The 26,219-nt window shown below is 71.9% G+C and carries 21 protein-coding genes and 1 pseudogene; 5 read left to right on the top strand and 17 right to left on the bottom strand.

Annotated elements, in window-relative coordinates; genetic code table 11:
* Positions 1-131: 131 nt before the first annotated feature.
* A complete protein-coding gene (locus tag ACIQOW_RS06015) occupies positions 132-1,727 on the bottom strand; it encodes an MDR family MFS transporter (protein WP_401080198.1) in 1,596 nt (531 codons plus the stop codon).
* A gap of 220 nt (positions 1,728-1,947) precedes the next feature.
* On the opposite strand from ACIQOW_RS06015, the gene ACIQOW_RS06010 reads away from it, so the two are divergent.
* Positions 1,948-2,580 carry a TetR/AcrR family transcriptional regulator gene (locus tag ACIQOW_RS06010; protein ID WP_401080196.1) on the top strand — a complete coding sequence of 211 codons (633 nt, stop codon included), beginning with the start codon at positions 1,948-1,950 and terminating at the stop codon, positions 2,578-2,580.
* A gap of 92 nt (positions 2,581-2,672) precedes the next feature.
* Here ACIQOW_RS06010 and ACIQOW_RS06005 read toward each other — a convergent pair whose 3' ends face one another.
* The 8 genes and pseudogenes from ACIQOW_RS06005 to ACIQOW_RS05970 all read right to left on the bottom strand — a co-directional run bounded on the left by ACIQOW_RS06005 (position 2,673) and on the right by ACIQOW_RS05970 (position 14,228).
* The gene (locus tag ACIQOW_RS06005) at positions 2,673-3,605 is read right to left on the bottom strand and encodes a M23 family metallopeptidase (RefSeq protein WP_401080194.1); all 933 of its coding nucleotides are present in this window, start codon (positions 3,603-3,605) and stop codon (positions 2,673-2,675) included.
* Between the two features lie 590 nt (positions 3,606-4,195).
* Entirely contained in the window at positions 4,196-6,541 is a 2,346-nt protein-coding gene (locus ACIQOW_RS06000) for an immune inhibitor A domain-containing protein (protein WP_401080192.1), read from the bottom strand.
* Positions 6,542-6,884: 343 nt separating this feature from the next.
* Positions 6,885-9,404, bottom strand: coding sequence for an ATP-dependent Clp protease ATP-binding subunit (locus ACIQOW_RS05995; RefSeq protein ID WP_188297603.1), 2,520 nt, complete (start codon positions 9,402-9,404; stop codon positions 6,885-6,887).
* A gap of 686 nt (positions 9,405-10,090) precedes the next feature.
* The gene (locus ACIQOW_RS05990; RefSeq protein ID WP_401080190.1) at positions 10,091-10,441 is read right to left on the bottom strand and encodes an Lsr2 family protein; all 351 of its coding nucleotides are present in this window, start codon (positions 10,439-10,441) and stop codon (positions 10,091-10,093) included.
* 92 nt (positions 10,442-10,533) lie between these two features.
* Complete coding sequence (locus ACIQOW_RS05985; protein ID WP_401080188.1) at positions 10,534-11,070, bottom strand: amino-acid N-acetyltransferase; 537 nt, start codon at positions 11,068-11,070, stop codon at positions 10,534-10,536.
* Positions 11,071-11,080: 10 nt separating this feature from the next.
* Positions 11,081-11,518: a BlaI/MecI/CopY family transcriptional regulator gene (locus ACIQOW_RS05980; RefSeq protein ID WP_188297600.1), complete on the bottom strand. Its 438-nt coding sequence runs from the start codon at positions 11,516-11,518 to the stop codon at positions 11,081-11,083.
* A gap of 296 nt (positions 11,519-11,814) precedes the next feature.
* Positions 11,815-13,362: pseudogene (lysX, locus tag ACIQOW_RS05975) on the bottom strand (bifunctional lysylphosphatidylglycerol synthetase/lysine--tRNA ligase LysX); the annotation flags it as partial.
* 125 nt (positions 13,363-13,487) lie between these two features.
* The gene (locus ACIQOW_RS05970) at positions 13,488-14,228 is read right to left on the bottom strand and encodes a hypothetical protein (protein ID WP_188297598.1); all 741 of its coding nucleotides are present in this window, start codon (positions 14,226-14,228) and stop codon (positions 13,488-13,490) included.
* Between the two features lie 161 nt (positions 14,229-14,389).
* Here ACIQOW_RS05970 and ACIQOW_RS05965 point away from each other — a divergent pair, with 161 nt between their 5' ends.
* Together ACIQOW_RS05965 and ACIQOW_RS05960 are read left to right on the top strand one after the other, a co-directional pair.
* Positions 14,390-14,944 (top strand): SigE family RNA polymerase sigma factor, encoded by a 555-nt coding sequence (locus ACIQOW_RS05965; RefSeq protein ID WP_401080185.1) that lies wholly within the window; start codon positions 14,390-14,392, stop codon positions 14,942-14,944.
* A gap of 60 nt (positions 14,945-15,004) precedes the next feature.
* Positions 15,005-15,934 carry a hypothetical protein gene (locus ACIQOW_RS05960; RefSeq protein ID WP_401080183.1) on the top strand — a complete coding sequence of 310 codons (930 nt, stop codon included), beginning with the start codon at positions 15,005-15,007 and terminating at the stop codon, positions 15,932-15,934.
* Between the two features lie 31 nt (positions 15,935-15,965).
* On the opposite strand, the gene ACIQOW_RS05955 is transcribed toward ACIQOW_RS05960, so the two are convergent.
* The 8 genes from ACIQOW_RS05955 to ACIQOW_RS05920 form a co-directional block, all read right to left on the bottom strand.
* Complete coding sequence (locus ACIQOW_RS05955) at positions 15,966-16,754, bottom strand: type III pantothenate kinase (RefSeq protein WP_188296988.1); 789 nt, start codon at positions 16,752-16,754, stop codon at positions 15,966-15,968.
* Between the two features lie 47 nt (positions 16,755-16,801).
* On the bottom strand, positions 16,802-17,764 hold the full coding sequence (nadC, locus tag ACIQOW_RS05950) for a carboxylating nicotinate-nucleotide diphosphorylase (protein ID WP_401080180.1): 963 nt from the start codon (positions 17,762-17,764) through the stop codon (positions 16,802-16,804).
* Between the two features lie 4 nt (positions 17,765-17,768).
* The gene (locus ACIQOW_RS05945) at positions 17,769-19,439 is read right to left on the bottom strand and encodes an L-aspartate oxidase (protein WP_401080178.1); all 1,671 of its coding nucleotides are present in this window, start codon (positions 19,437-19,439) and stop codon (positions 17,769-17,771) included.
* Between the two features lie 15 nt (positions 19,440-19,454).
* Positions 19,455-19,904 carry an aspartate 1-decarboxylase gene (gene panD, locus ACIQOW_RS05940; RefSeq protein WP_401080176.1) on the bottom strand — a complete coding sequence of 150 codons (450 nt, stop codon included), beginning with the start codon at positions 19,902-19,904 and terminating at the stop codon, positions 19,455-19,457.
* Between the two features lie 63 nt (positions 19,905-19,967).
* Complete coding sequence (panC, locus tag ACIQOW_RS05935) at positions 19,968-20,873, bottom strand: pantoate--beta-alanine ligase (RefSeq protein WP_401080174.1); 906 nt, start codon at positions 20,871-20,873, stop codon at positions 19,968-19,970.
* A complete protein-coding gene (locus tag ACIQOW_RS05930) occupies positions 20,873-21,850 on the bottom strand; it encodes a Rossmann-like and DUF2520 domain-containing protein (protein WP_401080172.1) in 978 nt (325 codons plus the stop codon). Before ACIQOW_RS05930 ends, panC begins: the two co-directional genes overlap by 1 nt.
* Before the next feature lie 97 nt (positions 21,851-21,947).
* Positions 21,948-22,637 carry a response regulator gene (locus ACIQOW_RS05925; RefSeq protein WP_401080170.1) on the bottom strand — a complete coding sequence of 230 codons (690 nt, stop codon included), beginning with the start codon at positions 22,635-22,637 and terminating at the stop codon, positions 21,948-21,950.
* A gap of 36 nt (positions 22,638-22,673) precedes the next feature.
* On the bottom strand, positions 22,674-23,870 hold the full coding sequence (locus ACIQOW_RS05920; RefSeq protein WP_401081320.1) for a sensor histidine kinase: 1,197 nt from the start codon (positions 23,868-23,870) through the stop codon (positions 22,674-22,676).
* Positions 23,871-24,034: 164 nt separating this feature from the next.
* On the opposite strand from ACIQOW_RS05920, the gene ACIQOW_RS05915 reads away from it, so the two are divergent.
* Entirely contained in the window at positions 24,035-25,051 is a 1,017-nt protein-coding gene (locus ACIQOW_RS05915; protein WP_401080168.1) for an SAM-dependent methyltransferase, read from the top strand.
* The gene (locus ACIQOW_RS05910; RefSeq protein WP_401080166.1) at positions 25,048-26,217 is read left to right on the top strand and encodes an NADH-quinone oxidoreductase subunit D; all 1,170 of its coding nucleotides are present in this window, start codon (positions 25,048-25,050) and stop codon (positions 26,215-26,217) included. The genes ACIQOW_RS05915 and ACIQOW_RS05910 overlap by 4 nt, the downstream gene beginning before the upstream one ends.
* The last annotated feature ends 2 nt before the right edge of the window (positions 26,218-26,219 follow it).

Below are 26,219 nucleotides of genomic sequence, written 5' to 3'. Positions count from 1 at the left end.
CAGCCCGACGGCGCCCCCGGGAACGACGGCGCCCCCGGGAACGACGGTGCCCCCGGGAACGACGGTGCCCCCGGGAACGACGGTGCCCCCGGGAGGAGGACCTCCCGGGGGCACCGTGCGGAGCGGGACCGTCAGACGGCCGCAGCCTCCAGCGAGGACTCGGCCGGCTTCTCGTCCTTGCCGGTCCCCCGCAGCGGCACCTCGCGCAGGAACACCGCCGCGGCGATCCCGATCACGGCCACGCCGACGCCCCACAGGAAGACGGTGTGCATGCCGTTGGACACCGCGTGGTGGTAGGCGTCCTGGATGGCCGGATCCAGCTTGCGCAGCTCGACCGGGCTCATCTGGCCCGGGTCCTGCACGCCGCCGCCGGCGACGGCCTGCTCGCCGAGCCGCTCCTTCATGGTGTCGGTCACCCGGTTGTTGAACAGCGCGCCGAACAGCGCGACACCGAAGGACCCGCCGATGGTGCGGAACAGGGTGGCGGTGGAGCTGGCCACGCCCATGTCCTTGAGCTCGACGCTGTTCTGCGCGACGAGCATGGTGATCTGCATCAGGAAGCCCATGCCGGCGCCCAGCACGACCATCCAGCAGGCCGAGGTGAAGCCGCTGGTCCCGGTGCCCATGGTGGAGAGCAGGAACAGGCCGACGGTCATCACGATGGTGCCGATGATCGGGTAGATCCGGTACTTGCCGGTCTTGGTGACGGCCTGGCCGACCACCAGCGAGATCACCAGCATGCCGAACATCATCGGCATCAGCAGCAGGCCGGAGTTGGTGGCCGAGGCGCCCTGGACGATCTGCTGGTACAGCGGCAGGAAGACGGTCGAGCCGAACATCACGAAGCCGACGATGAAGCCGATGATCGAGACCAGGGTGAAGTTCAGGTTCCGGAACAGGCCCAGCGGGAGCATCGGCTCCTCGACCCGCTGCTCCACGTAGCAGAAGGCGATCAGCGAGGCGGCGGCGAGCGCGGCCAGGCCGAGGATCTCCTTGGAGCCCCAGGCGTACTGCTGGCCGCCCCAGGTGGTGATCAGCACCAGCGAGGTGATGCCCGTGGTGAGCAGGACGGCGCCCAGGTAGTCGATCTTGGCGGTGCTGCGGACCTTCGGCAGCTTCAGCGTGACGACGACCACGGCGAGCGCGACCACGCCGAGCGGCAGGTTGATGTAGAAGGTCCAGTGCCAGCTCAGGTGGTCGGTGATGAAGCCGCCGACGAGCGGGCCGCCGATGGTGGCGAGGGCCATCACCGCGGCGAACATGCCCTGGTACTTGCCGCGGTCGCGCGGCGGGACGAGCGCGCCCATGATCGACATGACGCCGACCATCAGACCGCCGGCGCCCAGGCCCTGTACGGCGCGGAAGCCGATCAGCTCGTTCATGTTCTGCGACAGGCCGGACAGCGCCGAACCCACCAGGAAGATCACGATCGAGGTGAGGAAGGTGCCCTTGCGGCCGTACATGTCGCCGAGCTTGCCCCAGATCGGGGTGGAGGCGGCGGTGGCCAGGGTGTACGAGGTGACCACCCAGGACAGGTGCTCGGCACCGCCGAGGTCGCCGACGATGGTCGGCATCGCGGTGCCGACGATCAGGTTGTCGAGCATGGCCAGCAGCATGGTGACGACCAGGCCGACCATCACGAGGCGGATCTCGCGCGGTGACCGCGGTTGCTCCTCCTCGGCCGTCTTGTCCTCCGGCACCGGACCGGCGGTCTTGGACTGTGACATGAGGGGGGTCTCCCGGAGGTGTTGCGGACGGAGCGTCGCGCCGCGCGGCGGCTCACTTACTTGTCGCCCGGCTAGTTTATCGATCGTCGGCACGGTAGGTTGTTCACTAGCCGGTCGTCAAGCCAGTTTCCCGACCGAGCCCCTGGGCAGGGAGAATGAGTCCGGGGCGGACACCACCCCGGGGTCCGCAGCAGTCACCGACGCAGTCATGAGGCAGGCCATGGCCACTCCGCACAGCCCCCGCAGCGACACCCGGGCTCGCATCGTCGAGGTGTCACTGGAGCTCTTCTCCGAGCAGGGCTACGAGCAGACCTCACTGCGCGAGATCGCCGACCGCCTGGGCGTCACGAAGGCCGCGCTCTACTACCACTTCAAGACGAAGGACGACATCGTCCTGGGCATCGTCGAGCGGATGGCCGCGCCGATCGACGAGACCATCGCGTGGGGCCGGCAGCAGGCCTGGAGCCCCAAGATGCGCGACGAGCTGATCCGCCGCTTCGCGGACGGCATGGCCGAACGTGCCCCGCTGCTGCGCTTCTTCCACGAGAACCAGCCCGCGCTGCGCGAGTCCCCGGCCGGGCAGGCCTTCAAGGACCGCATGATCACCATGATGCAGCTGGTGTGCGGGCCGAACGCGGACTTCCAGGACCGGCTTCGGGCCGCGATGGCGCTGTTCGCCGTCCACTCGGCGCTGTTCCTGCTCAAGCAGGACAGCGCGGACTGCGCTCCCGTCACCGAGAACGTGTGGGGGGAGCCGCTGGAGCCGGCGCCCACCCTGCACCACGCGATCGAGGTGGCCAGGGAGGTCGCGCTCGAGATCGGCGGCCGGATCAGCCACCCCGGCGCCGCCTGAGCGGGCGCCGGCGCTGCCCCCGCCGGCACCCGAGGAGCCCCCGGCGCCGCCCGAGGAGCCCCCGGCCGCCGCCCGAGCGGGCGCCGGCCGGCTCAGAAGTTCGTGACGCCGTGCCCCGCGAGGTACGCGATCGGGTTCACCACCGCGCCGTAGCGGTTGCTGGTGCGGATCTCGAAGTGCAGGTGCGGGCCGGTCGAGTTGCCGGTGTTCCCGGACATCCCGACCCGCTCGCCCGCCGACACCCGCTGGCCCGCCGAGACGGAGACCGAGGACATGTGGGCGTACTGCGCGAAGTACCCGTCCGCCAGCCGCAGCACGACCTCCTTGCCGTACGCGCCGTCCCAGCCGGCCGACACCACGGTCGCGTCGCCGACCGCCAGCAGCGGGGTGCCAGGGGAGACCGCGAAGTCCACCCCGGTGTGGTACCCGGCCGCGTAGCTGCGGTTGGGCTTCCCGTACGGATTGCTGGTGGGCGCGTCCGGCACCGGGGCCGACCAGCCGGGAGCCGGGGCCGGAGCGGGCTCGGGTTCGGGCGCCGGTTCGGCGGCGGGCTCGGGGGCCGGTTCCGCTGCGGGTTCGGGCGCGGGCGGTTCGAACGGCAGCAGGTTGGCCGCCACCGCCACGAACTGCTGGGCCGAGTCGCCGTCGTCGGGCAGCTTGTACGGGCTGGGGCCGGCCACCTGGACCAGCCCCGCGCTCGGCAGCTCGGCCCGCGGCACGGTGAAGGCGGAGCTGCCCGGGGTGGTGGGCAGCACGGTCTGCGCCGAGGCGGTGCCCGGCACGGCGACCAGCAGCACACCGGCGAGCAGCACCGCGGCCGATCCGGCCGAGACCAGCGCGTGGTCGTGCTCGGCACGCTGCCTGCTGCCGGGCAGCGTGGCGTGCCGGGGTGATCCGAGCCTGCGCAGCGGCGCGGCATGGGTGCGGACGGCGTGGCCGAGCCGGGGCTGCCAGGCTGCGGCCCGGGCGGCCGTACCGGCGGCGAGCCGGCGCAGGGCCGGCCCCACGGGCGGGATGGTGGACATCGCTTGCCGTACCTCACGGATCGTACGAGGGCAGCACGAGGAGCCCGTTCGGGCGCGTGCTGAGCGGGGGACCACTCAGGTGTAACGGTCACCGAGCGGACTCCCAAACGGTGTGACGTACTACGGCGTGTAGTCAGCGTGGCGCCGGAGATTCAGACCGACGGAGTAACGATCATGGGATCCGGTCGCCCACGACCGCCCCGAAGCGTCCGGCGGCTCCGGCCGGTCCGGCTACTACCGTCGCTCGTACCGGGCCGTCGGCCTGTGACCAGTGCCACGCGCGGCCGGGGTTCGGCGGGCTCGGACCGCTTTCCGTCCGCCCCGCCGACCGGCCGGGCCGGCCGCGGGACCATCGGCCCGTGTTCGGCGACAGGGGCGAGGACCCCGATGCCGGCCCTCGGCCGGACCGGGGCCGACGTCGAGGTGGCGGCCGCCGCCTTCCCGGACCGGCTGCCCCCGTCCGGTCCTGAGGGCGCTCCGGCACGGCGGCCGGAAATGCGTCCGGCCCGCCCCCGCGCGGTGCGGGGACGGGCCGGACGTGGAGTTGTCAGAGCTGCCTGGTCACAGGCCGATCGTCAGTGGAGCGACGATCAGTTGTCGACCGGGCGGACCCGGATCCAGGTCTCCAGGTAGTTCGAGGACTCGTTCTCGACCTCGATGCTGGTCCCGGTCTTCGGGACCTCGACGCCGCTGTACGGGTTGTCCTTGTTCCACCACGACTTCAGGTCGTTGAACTCGTCGACGCCCTTGGTCTTCGGGATGACGGTCTCGACGCCGGCCTTGTGCAGGGACAGCGCGGAGACGCGGCGGGAGCCGAAGGTGGAGTCGAAGCCCTGCATGCGCGGACGCATCAGGGTGCCGTCGGTCCACTTCAGCGGGGTCGGGTGCGAGTCGACCGGCAGGATCAGGCCCTGGCCCGGGTGCGAGCTCACGTTGTTGTCGGTCTGCGACTCGTCCCACAGCCAGATCAGCAGGCCGGGCTGGTACGGGTAGTACTCCACCCAGTTCGGGCGGTCGGCGAAGCCGAAGTTGTACGGGCCGGTCTTCAGGGTCTTGTCGTAGGACACGTACTGCCGGTTCTCCGCGATGTAGTGCTGCGCGTAGTCCTTGGTGTACGAGCCGCCGAAGCGGGAGAAGCCGTTGGCCGCCCAGCCGTTGTCACCGTTCTCGACGTCGTCGCTGAACACGGTGGCGCCGTCGGCGACGACCGCGATGTTGTCCAGCGTCAGGCCGCGGTAGTGCAGGCCGCCGTCGGTGGTGTTGTGGTAGCGGAACTTGACCTGCTTGCCCGCGTAGGCGTCCAGGTTGAAGGACAGGTCGCCCCAGGCGGCCACCTGGCCGCTGAGGGCCGGACGGTCGTTCTCGCGGGGCAGCGCGGTGCCGTTCCAGGTGCCGTCGATGACGGTCCAGTTCGTGCCGCCGTCGGTCGAGACCTCGCCGAACGCGTAGTCGAAGTCCTGCTCCAGCTCGTACCAGGCCTTGGCGTTGATGCTGGCCTTGGTCTTGCCGGTCAGGTCGATGTCGCGGGTGAGCGTGACGTTCAGGTCGTCGGCGCTGCCGCTCCACCACTCACCGGCGCCGCCGAACGGCTTGTTGATCTCGGTGGTGATCTTCTTCGCGGGCAGGTCGACGATCAGGCCCTGCGGCAGGTCGCTGTTGTACTCCGCCGGGCCGATGTGGTGGGTCGACTCGGTGCCGGACTTGGCGCGGTCGGCCTTCAGCCAGCCGAGCTTGTACTTGCTCCAGGCGTCGAGGTCGTTCGGCATGTCGCCGATGGCGCCCTTGCCCTCGCCGAGCCAGGAGCCGGAGGACATCAGGGACCAGAAGCCGACCGAGTTGTCGATGCCCCGGCCGGTGGTGTCGTAGAGGTCCGGCAGACCGAGGTCGTGGCCGTACTCGTGGGCGAAGACGCCGAGGCCGCCGTTCTCCGGCTGCATCGTGTAGTCGCCGACCCAGATGCCGCTGTTGCCGACCTGGACGCCGCCGAGCTTGTTGCCCTCGGGACCGGCCGAGCCCTGGAGGTTGCCGTAGACGTACGAGCGGTGCGCCCACAGGGCCTTCTTGCCCTGCTTGCCGCCGCCGGCCGACTTGTCCTCGCCGGCGTGCACGATCTGGAAGTGGTCCAGGTACCCGTCGGGCTGGTTGAAGTTGCCGTCGTGGTGCGAGCCGTAGCGGTCCCACTGGTCGTACTGGGCCAGGGTCGCCTTGACCTGCGCGTCGGTCTGACCCTTGGCCAGCTGGTCCTTGTACCAGATGTCCACGGCGTCGCGGATCAGGTCCTGGGCGCTGGCGCAGACGTTGGAGCCGCAGTAGTCGGAGCCGTAGCGGGCCTCGTTCCACGGCACCCGGACCCAGTCCGAGACCACGCCGTCGACCGAGTAGCGGCCCGAGGACTGCTGCTCGTAGTAGGTCTTCAGCGAGGGCTTGTCCTTGGCGAAGTACAGGTCCTGGAAGTGCTTCTGGTTGTAGTCGGCCTGCCACGCGGTCGAGTTGTTGGTGGCCGCGTCCGGCTTCTCGATCTCGTTGTGCTTCGGGCCGGCCTCACCGCCGTACTTGACCTTGCCGTCCGGCGTCGTGGTGGTGTTGTCCACCTGGTCACCGAAGTCGACCAGGATGGTGAAGATCTTGTCCGTGCGCTCGCGGGCGAGCTCGACGTACTTGTCCTTGCCGAGCTTCACACTGGTGCTGCCGTTGTGCTTCTCGACCTGGGCGGTGCCGTTGAGCAGCTTCTCGGTGGCGGCCTTCTGCTCCGCCTCCACCTTCGCCGTCAGCGGGCCCGGGATGTTGTGCTCGGTGCTCTGGACGGCGTCGGCCGGGTCCCGCGGGACCGGGGCCGAGCCGGAGGCGACGGCGGTGCCAGGGAACAGGCCCGCGCCAAGCGTGACTATGACCGCTGTGGCCGTGGCAGCCGCAGCGGATCTCCTGATGTTCTTCAACGTTGTGACGTCCTCCCCGACCGGGGCTAGCTCTTGGCCAAAGCCCGGCAAACCAAAATGAAAGACAGGTGGACGTCATTTGATACAAGCGTGCATAAAAAAGATAGACCTTGACCGTGACATGGTCACGGCGCTATCCTCCGCGACTCCCCATCATCTGACTGTCTGTCAACAGTATGTTCGTTAAAGCTTGCTGAGAAACCGAGCGCACCCGCACCAGCCAGCACGGAGGCCACACGCCCGGTGCGGGCCCGCGCCGGACGCGGCGGGAGCGGAACGCACCGAGCCCCCGGCACGGGTGCCGGGGGCTCGGTGGCTGTGAAGTTGTCTGTTAAAAGTTGGGCTACTTCGTCAGGTCGGGACCGGACGAGGCGACCGCGGCCGGAGTGTCGGCGACGGCCGACTTCTCCTCGCCGCGGAAGGTGAACTTGGCTTCCTTGCCCTCGCCCTCGACGTCGACGACGACGATGTGGCCGGCCCGCAGCTCACCGAAGAGGATCTTCTCGGAGAGGTGGTCCTCGATCTCGCGCTGGATGGTGCGGCGCAGCGGACGGGCACCCAGGAGCGGGTCGTAGCCGCGCTTGGCCAGCAGCTTCTTGGCCTCGACGCTGAGCTCCAGGCCCATGTCCTTGTCCTTGAGCCGCTCGTCCACCTTGTCGATCATGAGGTCGACGATCTTGATGATGTCTTCCTCGGACAGCTGGTGGAACACCACGATGTCGTCGACGCGGTTCAGGAACTCGGGGCGGAAGTGCTGCTTGAGCTCCTCGCCGACCTTCGCCTTCATCCGCTCGTACCCGCTCTGGGTGTCACCCGTGGCCGCGAAGCCGAGGTTGAAGCCCTTGGAGATGTCCCGGGTGCCGAGGTTGGTCGTCATGATGATGACGGTGTTCTTGAAGTCCACCACGCGGCCCTGGGAGTCGGTCAGGCGACCGTCCTCCAGGATCTGGAGCAGCGAGTTGAAGATGTCCGGGTGGGCCTTCTCGACCTCGTCGAAGAGGACGACGGAGAACGGCTTGCGGCGGACCTTCTCGGTCAGCTGGCCGCCCTCCTCGTAGCCCACGTAGCCGGGCGGGGAGCCGAACAGCCGGGAGACGGTGTGCTTCTCGGAGAACTCGGACATGTCGAGCGCGATCAGCGCGTCCTCGTCGCCGAAGAGGAACTCCGCCAGCGTCTTGGACAGCTCGGTCTTACCGACGCCGGACGGGCCGGCGAAGATGAACGAACCGCCGGGACGCTTCGGGTCCTTGAGGCCCGCACGGGTGCGCCGGATGGCCTGGGAGAGCGCCTTGATGGCGTCCTTCTGGCCGATGACGCGCTTGTGCAGCTCGTCCTCCATGCGCAGCAGGCGGGACGTCTCCTCCTCGGTCAGCTTGAAGACCGGGATGCCGGTGGCGGTGGCCAGGACCTCGGCGATGAGCTCCTCGTTGACCTCCGCGACGACGTCCATGTCGCCGGCCTTCCACTCCTTCTCGCGCTTGGCCTTGGCCTGAAGGAGCTGCTTCTCGTCGTCGCGCAGGGACGCGGCCTTCTCGAAGTCCTGCGCGTCGATCGCGCTCTCCTTCTCGCGGCGCACGTCGGCGATCTTCTCGTCGAACTCGCGCAGGTCCGGCGGCGCGGTCATCCGGCGGATGCGCATCCGGGAGCCGGCCTCGTCGATCAGGTCGATCGCCTTGTCCGGCAGGAAGCGGTCCGAGATGTACCGGTCGGCCAGGGTGGCGGCGGCGACCAGGGCGGCGTCCGTGATGGAGACCCGGTGGTGGGCCTCGTAGCGGTCGCGCAGACCCTTGAGGATCTCGATGGTGTGCGGCAGCGAGGGCTCGGCGACCTGGATCGGCTGGAAGCGGCGCTCCAGCGCGGCGTCCTTCTCCAGGTGCTTGCGGTACTCGTCCAGGGTGGTGGCACCGATGGTCTGGAGCTCGCCGCGGGCCAGCATCGGCTTGAGGATGCTGGCGGCGTCGATGGCGCCCTCGGCGGCACCCGCACCGACCAGGGTGTGCAGCTCGTCGATGAACAGGATGATGTCGCCGCGGGTGCGGATCTCCTTGAGGACCTTCTTCAGGCGCTCCTCGAAGTCACCGCGGTAGCGCGAGCCGGCCACCAGCGCGCCCAGGTCCAGCGTGTAGAGCTGCTTGTCCTTGAGCGTCTCCGGGACCTCGCCCTTGACGATCGCCTGGGCCAGGCCCTCGACCACGGCGGTCTTGCCGACGCCGGGCTCACCGATCAGCACGGGGTTGTTCTTGGTGCGGCGGGACAGCACCTGCATGACCCGCTCGATCTCCTTCTCGCGCCCGATGACCGGGTCGAGCTTGGCCTCGCGGGCGGCCTGGGTGAGGTTGCGGCCGAACTGGTCCAGGACCAGCGAGGTCGACGGGGTGCCCTCGGCGGGCCCGCCGGCCGTGGCCGACTCCTTGCCGCCGCCGGTCTGGTAGCCGGAGAGCAGCTGGATGACCTGCTGGCGCACCCGGTTGAGGTCGGCGCCCAGCTTCACCAGGACCTGGGCGGCGACGCCCTCGCCCTCGCGGATCAGGCCGAGCAGGATGTGCTCGGTGCCGATGTAGTTGTGGCCGAGCTGAAGGGCCTCGCGGAGCGACAGCTCCAGCACCTTCTTCGCCCGGGGGGTGAAGGGAATGTGACCGGACGGGGCCTGCTGGCCCTGGCCGATGATCTCCTCGACCTGCTGGCGAACGGCCTCAAGAGAAATCCCGAGGCTCTCCAGGGCCTTGGCGGCGACGCCCTCGCCCTCGTGGATCAGACCCAGGAGGATGTGCTCGGTGCCGATGTAGTTGTGGTTGAGCATCCGGGCTTCTTCCTGAGCCAGGACGACAACCCGCCGCGCGCGGTCGGTGAACCTCTCGAACATCGTTTATCGCTCCTCAGAGCGGTCGGGCAGTTCGGGGTCCGTCCCCGCCCTGTCCTTCCGCATGCTAGTCCCGCTCAGCGGCGCGGCCCACGGATTCACTCCCCGGTAGAGGAGCGAGATGCTGCGCGACCATCCGACACCAATCCCAACCTGATGCTGGGAATCGGTGTTCCCACAGGTGGGCCGGATGCACCGGATTCCGCTACGCCATCGGCGAACACGTGCCGCCGGGGCGCGGACGCAACCTCGCCGGCCGGTCGCGCATACTGCCCCTGGACGGGCCGAAGAACCCGTCCACCTGCATTCATACCCGGTATCCGGGCGGTTCTCGCGCAGTTTCCGCGGTGGCGGTGTTCGCCTGGCGAGAAGTCCGGCCGCGGTGACGGCGGTTCGGGCGGAGGGCCCGGGCCGGTGCGCCGTCCCGATGGTGTCCGCGTTGCCGCTTCGCTCCTACAGCGTTGCACAGCCGGTGATTGTTCCGCCGCCCGAGCCGCCGCCGGGGCAACCGCCCGAGCCGCCGCCCGGGCCCGTGCCCGGCAGCTGTCCGGGGCCGGGGCGCCGGCGCCGTCCCGGCACGTGCCGCGGGGCGCGGAGGAGACTCCTCCGCGCCCCGTGCGTGAGACTGTCGGCGCCGTGTCCGCCCGCCGGGGCCCCGCACCCGCTCCGGCGGGCCTGCGGCGCCGGGATCAGGACGCGTTGGCCTTCTCGTAGGCTTCGCGCACGTTGCTCGGAACCCGGCCGCGGTCGTTGACGTCGAGGCCCTGCTCCTTGGCCCACGCGCGGATCTTGGCGGTGTCCGGCGCACCGCCGGACGGACGCGCCGCGCCGCCGCGGCCCGGACGGCGGGTGCCGGCGAGCCGGCCGCTCTGCTTGCGGCCCTTCTCCAAGTACGGCGCCAGCAGACCGCGGAGCTTGTCCGCGTTGGCGCTCTTCAGATCGATCTCGTAGGCAACGCCGTCGAGCGCGAACGTCACCGTCTCGTCCGCCGAACCGCCGTCGAGATCGTCTTCAAGAATGACCTGCACCCTCTGTGCCACGGGCTTCCCTTTCCGCTAAACGACCCATTGCCTGAGGAAAGGAAAGCGCCTTTCACCGGAAAACACAAACCCTTGACCCCCGGTGGAGCGGCTCAGAGGTGCAGCAGCATGCGCGAGTTGCCCAGTGTGTTGGGCTTCACCCGCTCCAGGTCGAGGAACTCGGCGACGCCTTCATCGTACGAGCGGAGGAGTTCTTCATAGACATCCGTAGCGATCGCCGCCGGGTCTGTCGTACCATCATCGGTTTCCTGGAGCTCTCCGATCTCGACGAAACCGTGTTTCGCGAAGAAGGGGACCTCGAACGTCAAGCAGAAAATCCGACGGACGCCCAGCCAGCGCGCGGTCTGCACCAGCTTCTCCAGCAGCAGGTGCCCGATCCCGTGGCCGCGGACGACCGGATCCACCGCGAGCGTGCGGACCTCGGCGAGGTCCTCCCACATCACGTGCAGTGCGCCGCAGGCCACCACGGCACCGTTGTCGTCGCGTTCCGCGACCCAGAACTCCTGGACGGATTCGAACAGTGTGACTGTGGGCTTGTCCAGCAGAATGCCGTCGCGGGAGTAGGCGTCGATGAGCCCGCGTACTGCCCGCACGTCCGTGGTCCGCGCCCGGCGGATGGTGACCTCCATGTCGGGGACGTTATCGCGCCGGTCCCGGTTCCGTCCCATCGGTATCCGGTCCGCCGGCCGCGGAATCCGCGCCGGGCGGATCGGACGGGAACAGTGCGGCCACCCGCAACGCGTCCCGGAGCGCTTCGCGTTGCTCGGGGGACATCAGGCCGAAGAAGTGCACCAGGGCCGCCGCCGGATTGTCACTGGTGGCCCAGGCGTCGTTCATCAGAGCCGCCGTGTACGCCTCACGCGAGGAGACCGGTTCATATCGATAGGCCCGGCCGGCCCGCTCGCGGCGCAGCCAGCCCTTTCTGTGGAGCTTGTCCAGGACGGTCATCACCGTGGTGTACGCGATTTCGCGTTCCGACCGCAGATCCAGGAGAACCTCGCGAACCGTCACCGGCCGGTTCCACTGCCACACCCGGGTCATGATGGCGTTCTCAAGTTCGCCGAGTTGCCGGACCATAGTGCGGCCAGGATAGGGAGTGAATGGGGCAAATCTTGTGAAGTGCGCCAAACCGGCGCGCCGCCACCCCCGGGAATCGGGAATGGCGGCGCGGGGGTCGTCCGGGGCGTCCGGCGGCGTCGGTCTCGGGTGCCGCCCGTCGCTCCTCGCGGGCCTCGGGGGCCCCGGGGGATCAGTCGACGTCTTCCTTGGCCCGCTGGGCCCCGCCCTGGCTGCGGACGATGGCCCGCACCAGGAATCCGAAGCCGATCGCCATGACCAGCGGCGGCACGATCGCGCTGACGTAGTCCATCAGGTCACTCCTCCTCGGTCTTCTCCGCCGTCGCGGCGGCAGCCTTGGGCTCCGGCTTCACCAGCGGGAAGAGCACCGTCTCCCGGATGTTCTTGCCGGTCAGCAGCATGATCAGGCGGTCCACGCCGAGGCCGAGGCCACCGGTCGGCGGCATCGCGTACTCCAGGGCGCGCAGGAAGTCCTCGTCCACCTGCATCGCCTCGACGTCGCCGCCGGCCGCGAGCAGCGACTGGGCGGTGAGGCGGGCGCGCTGCTCGACCGGGTCGACCAGCTCGGAGTAGGCGGTGCCGATCTCCGTCCCGAAGATCACCAGGTCCCACTTCTCGGCCACGCCGGGCTGCGAGCGGTGCTGGCGGGTCAGCGGGGAGACCTCGGTCGGGTAGTCCTTGATGAAGGTCGGCCGGACGGCGTTCTCCTCCAGCAGGCGCTCGACCATCTCCAGCACGATCTGACCGTGGCCCCAGTCCTTCTCGAAGGGGATGCCGTGCTCGGTGGCCAGCTTGCGCAGCTTCTCGACGCCGGTCTCCGGGGTGACCTCGACGCCGAGGCGGGCCGAGATGCCCGGGTAGACGGCGACCTCCTCCCACGGCTCGGCCAGGTCGATCTCGTGCTCGACGCCGTGCGCGTCCACGCCCCTGATCACCGTGGTGCCCAGCGCGTCCCTGGCCGCGTTGACGATCGTCTCGCGGATCAGCTCGGCCTGGGTGTCGTAGTCGCCGTACGCCTCGTACGACTCCAGCGAGGTGAACTCCGGGTTGTGGGTGGAGTCCGCGCCCTCGTTGCGGAAGTTGCGGTTGATCTCGAAGACCTTCTCGGCGCCGCCGACCACCAGCCGCTTGAGGTACAGCTCGGGGGCGATGCGCATGAACAGGTCGATGTCGTACGCGTTGATGTGGGTCTTGAACGGACGCGCGTTGGCACCGCCGTGCACCGGCTGGAGCATCGGGGTCTCGACCTCGATGTAGCCGCGGTCCTCGTAGGTGCGACGGATCGAGCGGACGACCTTGCTGCGCAGGTGCAGGATCTCGCGGGCCTCGGGGTTGACGATCAGGTCCACGTAGCGCTGGCGGACCCGGGCCTCCGGGTCGGTCAGGCCCTTGTGCTTGTCCGGCAGCGGGCGCAGGCACTTGGCGGTGAGTTCCCAGCGGTCCACCATCACGGACAGCTCGCCGCGCTTGGAGGTGATCACCTCGCCCTCGACGCCGACCTGGTCGCCGAGGTCGATGTCGGCCTTCCAGGCCGCCAGCCGCTCGGCGCCCAGCTTGTCCAGGGAGAACATCACCTGAAGGTCGCCGGTCCCGTCGCGCAGGGTGGCGAAGCAGAGCTTGCCGCCGGTGCGGGACAGGATCACGCGGCCGGTGACGCCGGCCCGCTCACCGGTCGCGACGTCCGGTTCCAGGTCGGGGTGCTTGGCACGCAGGTCGGCGATGGTGGTGGTGCGGGGGAATCCGACCGGGTACGGGTCGACACCGGCTGCCCGGAGCCGGTCCAGCTTCTCGCGCCGGACGCGCATCTGCTCGGGAAGGTCGTCGGTCGCGGGAACAAGGCTCTGATCGCTCACCCCACAAGGGTAGCCAGCCACACGTGGTGCTCCGCGACGGGATTGCCGTGAGGCGATTGCCGTGAGGGGAGGCCGCCCGGCCGGGCGGCCTCCCCTCACGGCGGGCTCGGGCGTGGTCAGCCGGTGCCGGTGGCGAGCTCGATCTCCTCGGGGGCCTCGTCGGCCGGCGGGGCGGGGTGGGACGGAGGCTTGGGGCGGCGGCCGAACAGCTCGGCCGGGGTGGGCATCCGGTGCGGGTGGGGCGGGGTCTTCGCGGCGGCGGGCTGCTCCGGGCGGGAGTCGGTGCTGCTCATGGTGATCCGTCCTCCTACAGGGGTGGGGTGACTGTGCGGCGGTGCGGCGGGGCTCGGTACGGCCACCAGGTGGCGTGGCTGTCCCGTGGTGAGGGCGAGCCGTTCGCGGACGGCGGCCTCGGCCAGCGCGTGGCAGCGCCCGGCCAGCCGGGAGCGGCGGGCCCGTTCGCCCTGGCCGCAGGGCTGGCGGGTCAGCCCGCGCAGTGCGGTGAGGTCCTGCGGCCCGGGCAGGTACCCGTCGGTCACCGCCTCCTCCAGTCGCTCCAGGTAGCCGGGGGCGCTGCCGGGCAGGGCGGAGCGGTAGCGTCCCAGGTCGGCGAGCAGGAAGGCGCGCAGCCGGCCGCCCTCCTGGACGGCCTCGTCGATCGCCTCGGTCAGGCGCAGGGCGTCCTGGACGTCCTCGGCCCAGAGTTCGGCGCCCGGCCCGGCGAACGCCGGCCGGTCGGGCCCCTGGAGGTGGACGGGGACGGCGGGGTGCAGGGCTTGGGCGAGGGCTCGGCGCAGCACGCGGACTTCGTCGGCGCTGAAGGCCATGCCGCCGCGCGATCCGTGTGGCGTAGGCATGGGTTGACACTACGTGAGGAATATCCGATTTGTCGGTAACCTCGCGCCGAACCACCGGCGTCCGGCCCGGTGAAAAAGCGTTTCGCCGCCATCTGTAACGCCGCCCGGGGCCCGCCTGGTCATCCAGGTGTCAGGGACGAACGAGGGAGGGGCCGGGCAGGATGCGACCGGACGATCAGGAAAAGGCGGCCCGCGGCCGGGGCCGGGACGAGGACTTCCAGGCCTTCGCGGCCGGCCGCGCCAGACCGCTCTACCGGTCGGCCTGCCTGCTCACCGGCGGGGACACCCACCTCGCCGAGGACCTGGTGCAGGAGGCGCTCGGGCGGATCTACGTCCAGTGGCACCGCACCTCGTGGTTCGGGGCCAAGCGGCGGATCGACAATCCGGCCGGGTACGCCCACACCGTGCTGGTGCGGGCCTTCCTCTCGCACCGCGGCCGCCGCTCCAGCGGCGAGCGGCCGGTCGACGCGGTGCCGGACGGCGCGGCCCCGCAGGGCGACCCGGAGCTGCGGCTGACCCTGGTGGACGCGCTCGGCCGGCTCACGCCGCGGGACCGGGCGGTGCTGGTGCTGCGCTACTGGGAGGACCGCAGCGTCGAGGAGACCGCCGCGATCCTGCAGAGCACCCCGGGCGCCGTCCGCACCCAGTCCTTCCGGGCGCTCGGCCGGATCCGCACCGTGCTCGGCGACAGCCTCGACATGCCGGCGGAACGCTGAGCCGGCTCTCACGACCCCCACTGATCACGTCAACTCACCAGGTAGAGAGGTTGGTTCAGCATGTCCGCAGAACACGACGGGCCCGACGAGCGGTTCGAGCGGGCCTTCGCCGAGGCCATCGGCGCGGCCGGCGGGGCCTTCGAGACCGAGGCCGGCCGGCTGGTCGACACCGGCTGGTCGCACGGGCGCCGGCTGCGCCGCAGGCGGCGGGTCGGCACCGCGGCGGGCGCCGCCGCCCTGGCCCTGGTCGGGGTGGGCGGAGCCGCGCTCGGCGGCCTGCTGCCCGGGCAGGTCGCCCCGGCGGTGGCCGGCCCGGCGTCGGGCGGGGTGTCGGGCACGCCCGCCGCCCCGGTCTCGGGACCGGAGTTCCAGCAGATGCTCACCGAACTGCTGCCGCAGGGGGCGGTGACGGTGGGGGAGGCCCGAGGGACCGAGAGCGACACCCCGCAGCTGCGGCTGGTCCTGGACGACGGGAACGGCGCGGTCCAGTACCTGTTCTGGATCATGGGCCGCGTCGGCGACACCGGCTGCCCGGCCACGACGACCCCGGGCGACACCTGCACCGAGTCGGACCTCCCGGGCGGCGAGCACCTGCGCGTCTACCAGGCCGGGACGCGCGACGGCGAGCCGGCCGGCTCCAAGATGTGGTCCGCCAAGCTGTCCGGGAGCGGCTACCAGGTGTCGATCCAGGAGTGGAACCGCAAGCCGCTGGAGCAGGGCGCGCCGATCACCCGCACCGACCCGCCGCTGACACCGGACCAGCTCGCCGCGGTGGTGAAGGCCCCGCGCTGGCAGCAGGTGGTGGCCGCGCTGCCGGACCCGCGGGCGGGGAAGCCCACCGGTCCGGCGCCCACGCCCACGCCCCCCGCACCGGGGACCCTCCCGATCACTCCGGCCCCGGGAGTCACCTTGTATCCCTGGGATGGGGTGAGGACCGGCCCGCAAACCGGCCCGCAGACCCTGCCGGCCTTCCCGAAGCCCGGCAGCTGAGCGCCGCTCGGCAGCCCCGCGACCGAGGGGCTCAGGCGGTGGGACGGTTGCGCTCGTACACCAGGCGCAGGCCGATCAGGGTCAGCCAGGGCTCGTGCTCGTCGATGGTGGTGGCCTCGCCGAGGACGAGCGGGGCCAGCCCGCCGGTGGCGATCACCTGGACGTCGTCCGGGTCCTTGGCCAGCTCCCTGGCCATCCGCTCGACCAGGCCGTCGACCTGGCCGGCGAAGCCGTAGAGGATGCCCGACTGCATGCCCTCGACGGTGTTCTTGCCGATCACGTTGCGCGGGCGGGCCAGCTCGATCTTGCGCAGCTGGGCGCCGCGGACGCCGAGCGCCTCGACCGAGATCTCGATGCCCGGCGCGATCGCGCCGCCGACGTAGTCGCCACGGGCGTTGACCGCGTCGAAGGTGGTCGCGGTGCCGAAGTCGACCACGATGCACGGGCCGCCGTACAGGTGGTTGGCGGCCAGCGCGTTGACGATCCGGTCCGCGCCGACCTCCTTGGGGTTGTCCATCAGGACGTGCACCCCGGTCTTCACGCCGGGCTCCACGATCACCGCGGGGACGTCGCCGTAGTAGCGGCGGGTCACCTCGCGGAGCTCGTGGAGCACGGCGGGGACGGAGGAGCAGATCGCCAGGCCCTCCACCACGGCCTCGCGGACCGCGGTGTGGTTGCCCATCAGCCCTTGCAGCAGCACCGCCAGTTCATCGGCCGTGCGGCGCGGATCGGTGGAGATCCGCCAGTGTTCCACCACGTCCTCGCCGTCGAACAGGCCGAGTGTGGTCTGGGTGTTGCCGACGTCGATGGTGAGGAGCACGGGGACGCTTTCTGCGAGTCGGGACGGGGCTGTGCTCGACCTGACGGTCAGGCGCGCAGGTCCAGGCCGATGTCCAGCACCGGCGAGGAGTGGGTGAGCGCGCCCACGGCCAGGTAGTCGACACCAGTCTGGGAGACCTCGCGCGCGTCGGCCAGGGTCAGTCCGCCGGAGGCCTCCAGCTTCGCCCGGCCGGCCACCAGCGTGACGGCCTCCTTCAGCTGTCCGACGGTGAAGTTGTCCAGCAGGATCAGGTCCGCCCCGGCCTCCAGCACCGGCGGGATCTGCTCCAGGGCGTCCACCTCGACCTCGACCGGCAGCTCCGGGTACGCGGCCCGGACGGCCCGGAAGGCCTCGGCCACGCCGCCGGCCGCGACCACGTGGTTGTCCTTCACCAGCGCGGCGTCCGAGAGCGCCATCCGGTGGTTGGCGCCGCCGCCGCAGCGCACCGCGAACTTCTCCAGCGCGCGCAGGCCGGGGGTGGTCTTGCGGGTGTCCCTGACCACCGCGCCGGTGCCCTCCAGGGCGTCCGCCCAGGCGCGGGTCGCGGTGGCGATGCCGGACAGGTGGCAGAGCAGGTTGAGCGCGCTGCGCTCGGCGGTCAGCAGGTCGCGGGTGCGGGAGCGGACCGAGAGCAGCACCTGGCCGGCCGCCACCCGGTCGCCGTCCTCGACGTGCCGCTCGACCTCGAACTCCTCCTCGCAGACCAGCGAGACGACCGCCTCGGCGACCCGCAGGCCGGCCACCACGCCGGCCTGGCGGGCGGTGAAGTCGGCGGTCGCGACGGCCTCGGCGGGCACGGTCGCCACCGAGGTGACGTCCTCGCCGCCGGCCAGGTCCTCGGCCAGCGCCAGGGTGGCGATGTCCTCGACCTCGACCGGGTCCAGCCCGGCCCGCTCCAGCAGCTCGGCCAGCTGGGGGTCCAGGCCGGTCTCGTAGCCCTCGCCGTCCCCGCAGGCGCAGCCGTCGCCGCAGCCGCCGGCCATCGGGAGTTCCTCGTGGGAGTGGGTCATGGTTCTACTGCTCCTCAGGGGTGCTGACCGGGCCGCCGGCGGCGGCGAGGGTGGTGATCAGGTGACGCCGCCAGGCGGCGTCGTCGCGCTCGGGGAAGTCCTCGCGCCAGTGGCAGCCGCGGGTCTCCGCGCGCTGCGCGGCGGCCGCGACCAGGGCGGTGGAGACCAGCAGCAGGTTGGCGGCCTCCCAGGTCTCCACCCGGGGGTCGGCCGGCTTGTCCTCGGCGAGGTGCGCGTACGTCTGCTCGGCGATCAGGCCGAGCCCGGCCGCGGCGCCGGCCATCGAGGCGGCCGAGCGCAGCACGCCGGCGCCGCGCGACATCAGCCGCTGGATCTCGGCGCGCGCCTCGGACGGCGGCAGCGGGACGGCGTGCGCGGCCCTGGCGGCCTCGACGTCCACGGTGCGTTCGGGCAGGTCGCCGGCCAGGTGCCGCCCGGCCAGGTCGGCGGCGATCCGCTCGGCGAAGACCAGGCCCTCCAGCAGCGAGTTGGAGGCCAGCCGGTTGGCGCCGTGCACCCCGGTGCAGGCGACCTCGCCGCAGGCGTACAGGCCGGGGACGCTGGTGCGGCCGTGCGGGTCGGTGCGCACGCCGCCGGAGGCGTAGTGCGCGGCCGGGGCGACCGGGATCGGCTCGGTGACCGGGTCGATGCCGTGGGAGCGGCAGGAGGCGAGGATGGTCGGGAAGCGCTGCTCCCACATCTCGGCGCCGAAGTGCCGTCCGTCCAGGTACATGTGCTCGGCGCCCTGCTCCAGCATGCGCCGGGTGATCGCCTTGGCGACGATGTCGCGCGGGGCCAGCTCGGCCAGCTCGTGCTGCCCGAGCATGAACCGGACGCCGTTCGCGTCCACCAGGTGGGCGCCCTCGCCGCGGACGGCCTCGGAGACCAGCGGCTGCTGGCCCTCGGCCTCGGGGCCGAGCCAGAGCACGGTCGGGTGGAACTGGACGAACTCCAGGTCGGTGACGGCGGCGCCGGCCCGCAGCGCGAGCGCCACGCCGTCACCGGTGGAGACCGCCGGGTTGGTGGTGGCCGAGAAGACCTGGCCCATGCCGCCGGTGGCGAGCACCACCGCGCGGGCCCGGACGGCGCCGACGCCGTCGCGCGCGCCCTCGCCCATCACGTGCAGGGTGAGCCCGGCCGCGTGCCCCTCGGCGTCGGTGAGCAGGTCGAGGACGAGCGCGTGCTCGATCAGCTCGATGTCCTGGTCGGCGCGGACGGCGTCGACCAGGGCGCGCGATATCTCGGCGCCGGTGGCGTCCCCGCCGGCGTGCGCGATCCGGCGGCGGTGGTGGCCGCCCTCGCGGGTCAGCAGGATCTCGCCGTCGGTGCCGCGGTCGAAGGCGGCACCGACCGCGATCAGCCGGCGGACGGCGTCCGGGCCCTCGGTGACCAGGGTGCGCACGGCCTCCTCGTCGCAGAGCCCGGCGCCGGCCACCAGGGTGTCGTCCAGGTGCTGCCCGGGGGTGTCCCCCTCGCCCAGGGCGGCGGCGATGCCGCCCTGGGCCCAGCGGGTGGAGCCGTCGTCCAGCATCGCCTTGGTGACCACCATGGCCCGCAGGCCGGCCTTGCGGACGTTGAGCGCGACGGTGAGGCCGGCGACGCCGGAGCCGACCACGACCACGTCGGTGGTCGCGGTCCAGCCGGGGGCCGGGGCGGTGAGGCGGTGCGTGGTCATGGGTGGGTGGCTCCTTCAGCGCGAGGCGGCGTCGGCCGCGTCGTTGCCGTCACCGTACGCCCTGTCCCCCCGGAGCAGTCCGGTGCCCTCCTGGGCCTCCGCCGGGTCCCCGCCCAGTCCGGTGATCCGGTTCCGCCCGTCCACGAAGACGATCTTCGGCTCGTAGCCCTTGGCCTCGGCCGTGTCCATCTGCCCGTAGGCGATGAGTATGACGAGGTCGCCGGGATGGACCAGACGGGCGGCGGCGCCGTTGATGCCGATCACGCCGGAGCCGCGCGGGCCGGCGATGGTGTAGGTCTCCAGCCGGGCGCCGTTGTCGATGTCGACGATGTGGACCAGCTCGCCGGGGAGCAGGTCGGCCGCGTCGAGGAGGTCCTCGTCCACCGTGACGGAGCCGACGTAGTGCAGGTCGGCCTGGGTCACGGTGGCCCGGTGGATCTTGGACTTGAGCATGGTGCGGAGCATTGCGGGTCACGCCTCCTGTGAGTGCATGCCGGAAAGACGGGGGGTCGTGCTGCCCGGTGTTCGCTACCGGACGATGAGGTGGACGTTGTCGATCAGGCGGGTCGTGCCCACCTTCGCGGCGACGGCCAGCACCGCCTCGCCCTGGAAGTCGTCCGCCGCCTCCGTGAAGGAGTGCGGGTCGATCAGGGCGAGGTAGTCCAGGGTGACGCCCTCGGCGCCGTCCAGGACGGCCGAGGCGGCCTCGCGGACGGCCTTCGGGCCCTGCGCGGCGGCGTCGCGGCCGGCGAACAGGGCCTTGGACAGGGCGAGCGCGTGGGCGCGCTCCTCCGCCGAGAGGTAGTCGTTGCGCGAGGACAGTGCCAGGCCGTCCTCCTCGCGGAGGGTCGGCACGCCGACGATCTCGACGTCGAAGTCCAGGTCGGCGACCATCCGCCGGATGATCGCCAGCTGCTGGGCGTCCTTCTCGCCGAAGAAGGCGAAGTCCGGGTCGGTGATGTGCAGCAGCTTGGCGACCACGGTCAGCACGCCGTCGAAGTGGCCGGGCCTGGTGGCGCCCTCGAAGCGCTCGCCCATCGGGCCGGCCACCATGCGCACCTGCGGCTCGCCGTTCGGGTAGACCTCGTCGACGGACGGCGCGAAGACCACGTCGGCGCCGTTCTCCTCGGCCAGCTTCACGTCGGCGTCGAGGGTGCGCGGGTAGCGCTCCAGGTCCTCGCCGGCGCCGAACTGGAGCGGGTTGACGAAGACCGTCACCGCGACCCGGCCGTCCCGGCCGACCTGCTTGCGGGCGGCGCGGATCAGCGCGGCGTGGCCCTCGTGCAGGGCGCCCATGGTCATCACGACGGCGTTGTCCACCGGCTGCTCGTCCGGCCAGAACGCGGCCTCGAAGTCGTCCACGGTGCGGGTGACGACGGCCCGGTGGACCTTCGGCGCCCGCTGGGCCTTGCTCGGCTGCTTGCCGCGTGCCATCAGTGCTTCTCCTCGTTCAGTACGTCCAGCAGTCCCGCCGCCGACGTTTCGTCGATCGTCCCGTTGGCGAGCGCCCGCTGCGCGGTCGCGCGGGCCATCGCCCGGTAGGCCGCCGGGATGTCCGGGGACACCGTACTGAGCTGCGCCAGGTGGCGCCGTACGGTGCCCGCGTCGCCCCGGGCGACCGGGCCGGTGAGGGCCGCGTCACCGGAGCGCAGGCTGTTGTCCAGGGCGGCGCCCAGCAGCGGGCCGAGCATCCGGCCGGGCTCGGCGACGCCGGCCGTGCGCAGCAGGTCCATCGCCTGCGCGACCAGGGTGACCAGGTGGTTCGCGCCGTGCGCGAGGGCGGTGTGGTAGAGCGGGCGGACCTCCTCGGGCACCCACTCGGGCTCGCCGCCCATCTCCACCACCAGCGCCTCGGCGACCGGCCGCAGCTCCTCGGGGGCGGTCACGCCGAACGGGCAGCCGGCCAGCCTGTCCAGGTCGACGGAGGTGCCGGTGAAGGTCATCGCCGGGTGCAGGGCCAGCGGCAGCGCCCCGGCCCTGGTGGCGGGCTCCAGGACGGCGACGCCGTGCGCGCCGGAGGTGTGCACGACCAGCTGGCCCGGGCGGACCGCGCCGGTGGCGGCCAGCCCGGCCACCAGGTCGGCCAGCGCGTCGTCGGGGACGGTCAGCAGCACCAGGTCGGCGGCGGCCAGCACCTGCGGCGGGGTGACGATCCGCACGCCGGGCAGCAGCGCGTCGGCGCGGCGGCGGGAGGTGGCGGACACCCCGGAGGCGGCGACCACGGTGTGCCCGGCGAGCTGGAGCGCGGCGCCCAGCGCGGGGCCGACCCGCCCGGTGCCGACCACGCCGACGGCCAGCCGGGCCGGGCGGTTGCCGGGATCACCGGGATCGCCGAAAGCCTGGTCGCCGAGGCCGTCGGTGAGCGGGGCGAACTCGCCGAAGTCGGCGAAGCCGGACGGATTCACGTCCACCCTTGTCCTGCCTTGTCCTGAATGACCGTTCCGGTCCACTCGGCGGGTACCGGACGTACCGCCCCAGTCTACGGGGACGCCCGGTCGCCGAGGCGGCTCAGTCGGAGGCCCCGGCCCGGATCAGCCCGGCCTCGTACGCCAGGACCACGGCCTGGACCCGGTCGCGCAGGCTCAGCTTGGCCAGGATCCGGCCGACGTGGGTCTTCACGGTGGCCTCGGAGAGCACCAGCCGGGCCGCGATCTCGCCGTTCGACAGCCCCTGGGCGACCAGCAGGAACACCTCCCGCTCGCGCTCGGTCAGCGGGCCGAGGGTGTCCGAGCCCGGCGCGTTGTGCGGGGTGGGCAGCACCTCGGCGAAGCGGTCGATCATCCGGCGGGTGGTGGTCGGGGCGACCACCGCGTCCCCGCCGTGCACCGCGCGGATCGCGGCCACCAGCTCGGTCGGCGGGACGTCCTTGAGCAGGAAGCCGCTGGCGCCGGCCTTGAGCGCGGCGAAGGCGTACTCGTCCAGGTCGAAGGTGGTGAGGATGAGCACGTGCGGGGCGTCCGGCAGCGGGCTGCCGTCCTCGGCGAGGCAGATCCTGCGGGTCGCCTGCACGCCGTCCAGCCGCGGCATCCGGACGTCCATCAGGATCACGTCGACCTCGGTGTGCCGCAGCCGCTCCAGGGCCTGGGCGCCGTCGCCCGCCTCGGCGGTGATCTCGATGTCGCCCTGTGACTGGAGGATCATCCGGAAACCGGTGCGGAGCAGTTCCTGGTCGTCGACGAGCATCACGCGGATGGTCAAGGTGGGACTCCTTGGAAGGGGGGACGGCGGACGGGGCTAGTGGGCCGCCTTGAGCGGCAGGACGGCGCGGATCCGGAAGCCGCCGCCGGGGCGGGGGCCCACGTCGAGGCTGCCGCTGACCATGCCGACCCGTTCGCGCATGCCGATCAGGCCGTGGCCGAGGCCGTCCGTGCCGCCGCCGGCCAGCTGTTCGTCGGTGCTGCCGCGGCCGTCGTCCTCCACCAGGACGGCCAGCTCGCGCTCGCCGAAGTCGACGGCGACCCGGGCGTGCACGTCGGGGCCGCCGTGCTTGCGGACGTTGGTCAGCGCCTCCTGGACGATCCGGTAGACGGTCAGCTCGACGCCCCGCGGCAGCTCGCGCGGGTGCCCCGAGGTGGCGTAGTCCACGTCGAGCCCGGCCGTGCGGACCTGCTCCAGCAGCTCCGGCAGCTCCTCGACGCCCGGCTGCGGCACGTACTCCTCGGCCTTGGTGTCGGAGGTGCGCAGCACGCCCAGCAGCCGGCGCATCTCGACCAGCGCCTGGCGGCCGGTGGAGGCGATGGTGCCGAGCGCCTCCTTCGCCTGCTGCGGGGAGTTGTCCAGGACGTACGCGGCGCCGTCGGCCTGGACGATCATCACCGAGACGTTGTGCGCGACCACGTCGTGCAGCTCGCGGGCGATCCTGGCCCGCTCGGCGGCGACCGCGACCTTGGACTGGGCGTCCCGCTCGCGCTCCAGCCGGGCGGCGCGGTCCTCCAGCTCGGTCAGGTAGGCGCGGCGCACCCTGGTCAGCCGGCCCCAGGCCCAGCAGAGGATGAACGGCGTGCTCATCAGCAGCGTGAGCAGTGCCGCCTCGCCGAAGCTGTACGGGCGGGTGTGGACGTCGCCGCCCTGGTCGAAGGCCGTCTTCACCAGCCTCAGCTGCCAGAAGACCAGCGGCCCGGAGGCCAGGCCGGCGGCCAGGGCCAGCCGGGAGGTCCACTTCCGGCCGAAGGCGGCGCCGGTGTAGGCGAAGACCAGGTAGGCGACCGCGGAGGCGCCCGGGACGATGTCGGCGAGCACCTGGGCGACGCCCACGGCGGTGGCGGCGGCCACCGTGACGTCGGGGTTGCGGCGGCGGAACACCATCAGCAGCGGCAGCAGCACCGCGATCAGGATCGAGACGTCGAAGCGCCAGCCGTCGTCGGCGTAGCCGTCGCTCGGGAGCAGGCCGAAGAGCAGCACGACGGCCGCCCAGGCGGCGTCGACCACCATGGGGTGACGGCGGAGCCAGGCGTTGAGTCGATGCACGTGTCCAGCGTAGGCAGTCGCTCCGCATGCCCAGGTCCGCCGGTAGGGCGATCCGCTCTACTCCGTAGGTCGGAGAAGCACCTGGTCCGATTGGGAGGGCCCGCCGGCGCCGGGTAGCGTCCCGCCCCATGACTTGGATGCGGTGGGCGCCCGCCATGGACCAGGCCCTGTACGAACCGGGGCGGGGCTTCTACCGCAGGCCGGAGGGCCCGGCCGGGCACTTCCGCACCTCGGTGCACGCCTCGCCGAAGTTCGCCCGTGCGGTGGCCCGCCTGCTGCTGGAGGTTGACGCGGAACTCGGCCGCCCGGAGGAGCTGGCCCTGGTCGACGTCGGGGCCGGGCGGGGGGAACTGCTGACCGGCGTGCTGGCGGAACTGCCCGGCGAGGTGCTGGCGCGGCTGCGCCCGTACGGCGTGGAGATCGCGCCGCGCCCGGCCGGGCTGCCGTCCACAGCCCTGTGGACGGACGAGCCGCCGCGCGGCGTGACCGGGCTGCTGTTCGCCAACGAGTGGCTGGACAACGTCCCGCTGGACGCCGGCGAGGTGGACGGGGACGGGGTGCTGCGCTACGTCGAGGTGGACACCGGGACCGGCGGGCAGCGGCTCGGCGAGCCGGTCTCGGCGGCCGACGCGGCCTGGGCCGGGCGCTGGTGGCCGGCCCGGGAGCCCGGTGACGTGGTGGAGTTCGGCGGCCCCAGGGACGCCGCCTGGGCGCGGGCCGTGGCCGGGCTGGAGCGCGGGCTGGCCGTCGCCGTCGACTACGGGCACACCGCGGGGCGGCGGCCGCCGTTCGGCACGTACGCGGGCTTCCGGGACGGCCGGGAGGTGGCCCCGGTGCCGGACGGCTCCTGCGACGTCACCGCGCACGTGGCGCTGGACTCCGTCGCCGTGCCCGGTTTCCACAGCCTGTGGACGACGCAGCGGGAGGCCCTGCGCGCGCTCGGCGTGAGCGGTGAGCGCCCGGCGCTCGCGCTCGCCACCAGCGACCCGGCCGGTTACCTGCGGGCGCTGAACGGGGCGGGGGAGGGGGCCGAGCTGACCGACCCGGGCGGGCTGGGCGCCTTCGGCTGGCTGGTGCAGGCCGTCCGCATGCCGGTACCGCCGGGCCTGGAGGCGCTGCCGGGATGGCAGACTCTGGGGGCATGAGGGAGACCACGGTCGGCATCGGGGCGGGAGCCGAGAACTTCACCGGCGAGGCGGGCAGCACCGACATGGTGCTCAACATCGGCCCGCAGCACCCGGCCACCCACGGCGTGCTGCGGCTGCGGATGCTGCTCGACGGCGAGCGCGTCGTGAGCGCGGAGCCGGTGATCGGCTACATGCACCGGGGCGCCGAGAAACTGTTCGAGGCTCGCGACTACCGGCAGATCATCATGCTGGCCAACCGGCACGACTGGCTCTCCGCCTTCTCCAACGAGCTCGGCGTCGTGATGGCCGTCGAGCGGATGCTCGGCATGGAGGTCCCGGAGCGGGCCGTGTGGGTCCGCACCCTGCTCGCCGAGCTCAACCGGGTGCTCAACCACCTGATGTTCCTCGGCTCGTACCCGCTGGAGCTGGGCGGGATCACCCCGGTCTTCCACGCCTTCAACGGCCGCGAGGACCTCCAGCACGTGCTGGAGGAGGCCTCCGGCGGCCGGATGCACTACATGTTCAACCGGGTCGGCGGCCTCAAGGAGGACCTGCCGGCCGGCTGGCTCGGCCGGGTCCGCACCGCCGTCGCCACCGTGCGCTCGCAGCTGCCGGTCTTCGAGGACCTCGTCCTCGGCAACGAGATCTTCCGCGCCCGCACCGCGGGCGTCGGCGTCCTCACCGGGGCGCAGGCCCAGGCGTACGGCGTCAGCGGCCCGATCGCCAGGGCCAGCGGCCTCGACCTCGACCTGCGCCGCGACGAGCCGTACCTCGCGTACGGCTCCGAGGAACTGCGGCAGGTGCTCACCGTGGTCACCCGCGAGGAGGGCGACTGCCTGGCCCGCTTCGAGTGCCTGCTGGAGCAGACCCTCAACTCGCTCGACCTGGCCGACGCCTGCCTCGACAAGCTCGCCGCGCTGCCGCCGGGGCCGGTCAACCAGCGGCTGCCCAAGGTGCTCAAGGCACCCGAGGGCAGCACCTACGCGTGGACCGAGAACCCGCTCGGGATCAACGGCTACTACCTGGTCTCGCGCGGCGACAAGACGCCCTGGCGGCTCAAGCTGCGCTCGGCGTCCTTCAACAACGTCCAGGTGCTCACCGAACTGCTGCCCGGGACGCTGGTCGCGGACATGGTGGCGATCCTCGGGTCGATGTTCTTCGTCGTCGGCGACATCGACAAGTAGGG

The organism is Kitasatospora sp. NPDC091335 (assembly GCF_044757205.1).
Taxonomy (GTDB): Bacteria; Actinomycetota; Actinomycetes; order Streptomycetales; family Streptomycetaceae; genus Kitasatospora.
Note: the sequence above shows the minus strand (reverse complement) of the source record. Positions and strands in the feature narration are given on the sequence as shown.

What these genes read in the sequence shown, in the direction of transcription:
- ACIQOW_RS06015 (WP_401080198.1), bottom strand. Translation starts at nt 1,727, where the DNA reads ATGTCACAGTCCAAGACCGCCGGTCCGGTGCCGGAGGACAAGACGGCC.
- ACIQOW_RS06010 (WP_401080196.1), top strand. Translation starts at nt 1,948, where the DNA reads ATGGCCACTCCGCACAGCCCCCGCAGCGACACCCGGGCTCGCATCGTC.
- ACIQOW_RS06005 (WP_401080194.1), bottom strand. Translation starts at nt 3,605, where the DNA reads ATGTCCACCATCCCGCCCGTGGGGCCGGCCCTGCGCCGGCTCGCCGCC.
- ACIQOW_RS05995 (WP_188297603.1), bottom strand. Translation starts at nt 9,404, where the DNA reads ATGTTCGAGAGGTTCACCGACCGCGCGCGGCGGGTTGTCGTCCTGGCT.
- ACIQOW_RS05985 (WP_401080188.1), bottom strand. Translation starts at nt 11,070, where the DNA reads ATGGAGGTCACCATCCGCCGGGCGCGGACCACGGACGTGCGGGCAGTA.
- ACIQOW_RS05980 (WP_188297600.1), bottom strand. Translation starts at nt 11,518, where the DNA reads ATGGTCCGGCAACTCGGCGAACTTGAGAACGCCATCATGACCCGGGTG.
- ACIQOW_RS05970 (WP_188297598.1), bottom strand. Translation starts at nt 14,228, where the DNA reads ATGCCTACGCCACACGGATCGCGCGGCGGCATGGCCTTCAGCGCCGAC.
- ACIQOW_RS05965 (WP_401080185.1), top strand. Translation starts at nt 14,390, where the DNA reads ATGCGACCGGACGATCAGGAAAAGGCGGCCCGCGGCCGGGGCCGGGAC.
- ACIQOW_RS05960 (WP_401080183.1), top strand. Translation starts at nt 15,005, where the DNA reads ATGTCCGCAGAACACGACGGGCCCGACGAGCGGTTCGAGCGGGCCTTC.
- nadC (WP_401080180.1), bottom strand. Translation starts at nt 17,764, where the DNA reads ATGACCCACTCCCACGAGGAACTCCCGATGGCCGGCGGCTGCGGCGAC.
- ACIQOW_RS05945 (WP_401080178.1), bottom strand. Translation starts at nt 19,439, where the DNA reads ATGACCACGCACCGCCTCACCGCCCCGGCCCCCGGCTGGACCGCGACC.
- panD (WP_401080176.1), bottom strand. Translation starts at nt 19,904, where the DNA reads ATGCTCCGCACCATGCTCAAGTCCAAGATCCACCGGGCCACCGTGACC.
- panC (WP_401080174.1), bottom strand. Translation starts at nt 20,873, where the DNA reads ATGGCACGCGGCAAGCAGCCGAGCAAGGCCCAGCGGGCGCCGAAGGTC.
- ACIQOW_RS05920 (WP_401081320.1), bottom strand. Translation starts at nt 23,870, where the DNA reads ATGGTGGTCGACGCCGCCTGGGCGGCCGTCGTGCTGCTCTTCGGCCTG.
- ACIQOW_RS05915 (WP_401080168.1), top strand. Translation starts at nt 24,035, where the DNA reads ATGACTTGGATGCGGTGGGCGCCCGCCATGGACCAGGCCCTGTACGAA.
- ACIQOW_RS05910 (WP_401080166.1), top strand. Translation starts at nt 25,048, where the DNA reads ATGAGGGAGACCACGGTCGGCATCGGGGCGGGAGCCGAGAACTTCACC.